Raw genomic sequence first — 5572 nt, forward strand, 5'->3', positions numbered from 1 at the left:
TGAGGTAGGGAAGCCCGCGCTGTACCCACTGGCTCAGCGTCGGGAGGAGTGTCACCGAAAAATATCTCTAATGGAATCGGATATTGTTCTTTGAATTCCTCTTCTTACCCCATTTTGCACTGTTTTTTCAATAACCGAAGGACTTATCGTTGATAACTCCGACGGATACCTTCAAAGTGTCTCAAAGGAAGAACAAACACATCAACCAATCTCGCGATAATAGGAGGAATTAATCATGAAAACTAAAAGTCTTTTTGTGGCTGGCTTATCTTGTCTAACTTTTGCTGGATTTCTTACACCAGCTTTTGCTTCAGACATGGCTAAAACTTCATCGCCACCAGAGTTAGGAATAACTCTTTCCCTTTCATCTGTTCCCACTACCTCAATAGGCTCATCTAGTCTCTTGATTACTACTGCTCAACACAGAGACAATCCATCCCTTCTTTCTCAAGTTCCCCAGGAAGAAAATCCTTATGATACCTACATGAGACTAGGTTTTGCCTCTATGGAGCGCAAAGATTATCATAGTGCTGTTGATTATTTTCGAGATGCTTTGTTTTACAGTCCTGAAGATCGCGAAGCCACTATCGCTTACTGGAATGCTCGTAAAGCCTTGCATAATACCATAAGTCCATCAGATCGAACCCCTCCCGAAAGTAATTATGATCGCTTTATGAGACTCGCATACGACGAAACCAATCAACGGGATTATCAATCAGCTTTAATTAATTTTAATCGCGCTTTGAAACAAAGACCAGGAGATTATTTTGCTACTCAGGCAATCCGTAACGTCTCATCGTACATTGCCGGGGAAAAAGGAGAAAGTCTCCGAGATGTTGAAGCCCTCGCTGTTAATCTGCCCGATAATCATTACGTAGGAGAATCCTCCTATGATCGTTATATGCGCTTAGGCTATGGTGCAGCTAAAGAAAATAATCATCTTATGGCAGCGGATTATTTTCGTAGCGCATTGTCTGAACGACCCCATGATCGTTTAGCCACTATTGCCTTCTGGAATATGAAACATAACCTAAATCAGCAAACATCTGAGGTAGCTCAATCAAATAATGAGCGATTGTATGATCAATATATGCGCTTGGGGTACGATGCCACCCAAAAACATCATTTTCAACAGGCTTTAACTTATTTTGAGCAAGCATTACAAGTTAAACCTAATGACGAATATGCTACTCAAGCGGTGAGAAATATCAATACTTATATCTTAGAATCAGTAAATTAACCCCATCGACATTATTTATAAGTATAAGATAGTGAGACTTACATTATTAATATTAGTAACCTGAGTTCAATGATTATCAAGGCTTAAACGATGCCCAAGCCGTTGATGGCTGGAAAGATTACAGCATCAGCCTTGGTCAATATTTCACTGGGGAGTACGATCGCCTTGTCTTCTTCAATGATAATGACACTGTTGATAACCTTGGTGGTGAGGCGCAGTTCCGTAACATCGTTCTCTCTGAAGTGTCTTAGTTTTTCAGTGGGGGATCTTTCCTTGGAAGAGGCGATCTACTGAGTTTTGGTTAGTCGGGGAAATCTCTATGCCCCCGTCTTTTCCTTGACTTCCCCCCAATCCTTGCCATGACTCTGTTCTGTGAAGTTAGTGCTGATCAAAAATTCAAATACCTTCACACTACACACTCAATTTATAGGCGATCGCCGTCGAACTTAACCATGTTGCTCTAGCCACTGTCTTAAGTCCCCTTCACTACCAAAGTTTAACAAAGCTTTTGCTAGGTTCTCCAACTGCTCAGTGGATAATCCTTGTATTTGCTCGGTCAAGGCCGGTGATAGGTCTTGGAAACGGGTATTGAGAAGCATTAATACTAATTTTACTTCACCTTTTTGCTCACCTTCGCCTAAAGCTTCTTGATAAACCTTAGTTTTTTTTAAATCAGCTAGTTCAAACATGGCTTCGATCTCCTCCCGACTTTTTTGTGGGAATTTATAAACGATTATACTTTCAATTAAATCAATTAACTGTCGTTTAATGCCTTCATCACGCAATTGATTTTGGGCTTTTTCAATTAACTTTTTAGCTTGTGGTACAGATTTTTCTTCTGATTCTACCACAAGATTTATCATGCCAATTCCTAGAGAATTTTTAGCCTCTTCTCCTAACTCATCCAAGTAAATTATACTCACTTCCTCTAAGTTGAGTAAATTCCTAAAATGGATAGACTGTTCTCTCTCTATTTTACGGCTATGATAAATCACAACCATTTGCCAAGGATAGGGAGGTTTATAGTATTTAAGAAACAGGAAAAATTCTGAGAATAACCGATAATATAAATCCTCATCAGGTTGAAACTGTACCTCAACTAAATATAGAGGTTGATTAGAGTTTTCTTGAGTAGGCAGAAATAAACCATCAAGTCTAAAAGACAATTGTTTGACTTCAATGGATGAAAATTTGTAGTTATCTTCTTGGGCTGACACTTCTCCAATTAAGTCGAAGAAGCTTCGGGGATAGTCAAGAAAGATTCGATAAAATATACTATCTGTTTTCACAATTGCTCAAATCACTATTAGTAAAATGATGTTTTTTCTCTCTTTATTATATCAATCTAACTTATTTTATTCAAGACATTAATCTTAATAAAACATGATATTATTAAGATTAATTTTAGTTGTTAAAACAGTTTAGATTAAGGTTAATTTTTCACTTAAAAGTTAAACTAAATCACTTTTTTTCTCTGGTTAATTTTGGCTAATTAAGCTTGGATAACCTTGTTGACTTGCAAATTAGTGCCGATTTACAATGAAAATATAAGAGTATTAATGAAGGCTGTAACCGTCCATCGTAACCTTAAAGGGAAAAATGACAAACCATATTCGTATTAGAGGTATTGTAAAAATAGCAACCACAGTTCATAATATCCTCCAGATAGGCATTAACCCCAACGAACAGGAGAAGTTTAAACAATACATTCAAAATAATCTTAAAACTATTGAAAATATCTGTGCTGAAGCTGGTACTCACCCAGATCACTTACTGAGTCGTTCACGCAAAGCCTACTATTTTCTCAAGGAAATTGATTTAGATCATTTGCCTATTATCTTGAGTGAATCTCAAACCCAACTCCGACGGACTGTTCAACCATCATCTACTCTTCGCTTAAAAAATATTGTCAAACAACAAAAAATTATTTTAGAAGACATTTTTAACTCTTATAATTCTTCTAACCCTGGTAATTTTGACCGACTACTCCACAAGTTAAATAGCAACGTTGCTGCCATTGAACATATTTGTCAAACTAATCAAGCTCCTCTCACCGCTCTGAGTAATTCTTCTCGTAAAATTTATGCTTGGATGAAATTTTTAACTCATCCCTCATGGTTGAAAAAACATTTAATAGCCACTCAAAACACTCTAAAAATTTCTCAAAAAATCTCTAAAAATAAGTTAATTAAAAATGAAAAGATATTTATTAGTTTTCTGAATATGTCTAGTCTTTACAAAGGCAAAACGGAACGCTATCATCATAATATTATCCTCAATGAAGGTTTTATTACTGCTTCTGAAGAAATTATTACAGCCATCATAAAAAGTATATTTGACGGAAAAACAGCCAAAAACACTCAAATTATTAAACAATATGCTGTTGGGGAAGAATATAGCGATATTCTTTTAGAATTAGATTTAAGTGCGGAAATTGAAGCCGATAACCCTCAAGGACAATTTTTAGATCTCGATTTATTATTTGAGAAAATTAATCGCCAGTATTTTAACAATGGTCTGAGTAAGCCTCGGTTAAGTTGGAGTCAATCTTTAACCCGACGAAAATTTGGACATTATGAACCAAGTCGAGATCGTGTTGTCATTAGTTTAACTCTTGATGATAACAACATTCCTTCTTTTGTAGTCGAATTTATTTTATATCACGAATTATTGCACAAACATTGCCCAGAAAAATGGGTTAATGGACAAATAAGGATTCATACTCCTGAATTTAAACAACTTGAACAAGAATTTGAGTTTTACCAAGATGCACAGGCATGGTTGCAAAAATTTGCCCATTTCGGTGAATTTATTTGAGCCAAAGCGATCGCCAAAAATCTTTATAGCTATCACACAGTAAGTTCGGTAGAACCGAAAACATCTAATCATCAACCAAATCGAGTGAGGAAATTTTCGCAAAGTTTTGTGACTGATAGACACTTAGGTGGGGAATGAACAAGTTATGATTTATCTGGTCAGTAAACTCAATTATTAGAAATAAATCAACAATTTTGTGCTAAACATACTTAATTAAGGGAGAAAGTTTTTGATGGATAGAGCAGTATTTTACGATGATGTCCGAGCTGACGTATTTGGCGGAAGACTGACTCAGGGTCAAGTGGACGGAATGGAGGCAATTCTCAATTTTTGGGAAGATCCACCTGTACAACCTACAGGGGATTTTAAGGTAAACTGGGATATTCGCAGCATTGGATGGCTGGCCTATATGTTAGCCACAACTTTTCACGAAACAGCACGGACGATGCAACCCATTACCGAATATGGAAGCTTTGAGTATTTTCGCCGATACTGTAATAGAAAAGATTTAGGGAATGGACCGGCTTATGGTGGTCAGCCCGATGATGGCCCAAGATTTCGTGGTCGTGGTTACGTCCAGTTAACAGGACGGCGAAATTACACAGCCATGACTCCTATTGTACGGGGGTTTTATCCTGGTAGTCCCGACTTCACCACTGATCCCGAAGCTGTGAAAGATGATAGATATGCCGCCGTTATTATGTTTTACGGAATGTTTAACGGAATCTTCACGGGTAAAGCCTTGAAGAACTATATTGGCGATCCAGATAAGGGACAAATAGTCGATTACTACCATGCCAGAAAAGTCATTAACGGTCTCGATAAAGCAAGTTTGATAGAAAACTATGCCAAGGAGTTTGAGGAGGCACTAGATAAAGCTGGAGCGACAGCATAGAATGCTCGCACTTAGCTTAAGAGGGTTGGGGATGTTGAAGAGATTGACCATTTTAATAACAGTGATAGCCACCTCCTGTAATCTCTTGTCTGAGCAAGATTATGGAGAGGCTTCGAGTCCTGTTCCTCTTCTCAAAGAAGGGGTGGTTCAACCTTGTAGCGAGATTAAACGGCCTCTTAACCCTTCTGATGAGCCAACTGCTTCCGAGAGTGAACTAGATAAACACTTTCGCCAAGCCTTTGATTATGAAACAGCAGGAGAGTTTGAACAAGCCATTTTTCACTATCACTTGGCTGCTCAATTATCTGAGTGTGATTGTGATCGCTTACACGCAGAAGCAGGAAAAACAGCAGCACAAGAAGCTAAAGACTTATGGGAACAACAAAGAATGGCAGCCAAGCCAACTCAATATTTCTGGGGGCGGCTTCAGGAACTAACCAAAACACTGCCTTGTATAGAAATCCATAATTAGCATCACTAGAATTCATATGAAAGGTCATTTTTTATCAACAAAGCCCACTAACTTGGTTATTTTATTTAGCTGGTTTACTTCTCCAAAAAAGTTCCACCTGTAAATTTTCCGTTGCTGGACTCGAAGAGTCTGTATAAATAAGGAGCGA

5 protein-coding genes are annotated in these 5572 nt (G+C 37.7%); 4 read left to right on the forward strand and 1 reads right to left on the reverse strand.

The window, feature by feature from the left end; all coding sequences use genetic code 11:
• Positions 1 to 235: 235 nt before the first annotated feature.
• Complete coding sequence (locus P9B04_RS13345; protein WP_342055483.1) at positions 236 to 1240, forward strand: tetratricopeptide repeat protein; 1005 nt, start codon at positions 236 to 238, stop codon at positions 1238 to 1240.
• 446 nt (positions 1241 to 1686) lie between these two features.
• Here the strand turns inward: P9B04_RS13345 and P9B04_RS13350 are convergent, their stop codons facing one another.
• Positions 1687 to 2529: an Rpn family recombination-promoting nuclease/putative transposase gene (locus tag P9B04_RS13350; protein WP_342055484.1), complete on the reverse strand. Its 843-nt coding sequence runs from the start codon at positions 2527 to 2529 to the stop codon at positions 1687 to 1689.
• 310 nt (positions 2530 to 2839) lie between these two features.
• Here P9B04_RS13350 and P9B04_RS13355 point away from each other — a divergent pair, with 310 nt between their 5' ends.
• The 3 genes from P9B04_RS13355 to P9B04_RS13365 all read left to right on the forward strand — a co-directional run bounded on the left by P9B04_RS13355 (position 2840) and on the right by P9B04_RS13365 (position 5424).
• The gene (locus P9B04_RS13355; RefSeq protein WP_342055485.1) at positions 2840 to 4057 is read left to right on the forward strand and encodes a hypothetical protein; all 1218 of its coding nucleotides are present in this window, start codon (positions 2840 to 2842) and stop codon (positions 4055 to 4057) included.
• Between the two features lie 232 nt (positions 4058 to 4289).
• Complete coding sequence (locus P9B04_RS13360; protein WP_342055486.1) at positions 4290 to 4952, forward strand: hypothetical protein; 663 nt, start codon at positions 4290 to 4292, stop codon at positions 4950 to 4952.
• Position 4953: 1 nt separating this feature from the next.
• Complete coding sequence (locus P9B04_RS13365; RefSeq protein WP_342055487.1) at positions 4954 to 5424, forward strand: hypothetical protein; 471 nt, start codon at positions 4954 to 4956, stop codon at positions 5422 to 5424.
• The last annotated feature ends 148 nt before the right edge of the window (positions 5425 to 5572 follow it).

This window comes from Crocosphaera sp. Alani8, from assembly GCF_038442745.1.
In the GTDB taxonomy this organism is placed as follows: domain Bacteria; phylum Cyanobacteriota; class Cyanobacteriia; order Cyanobacteriales; family Microcystaceae; genus Crocosphaera.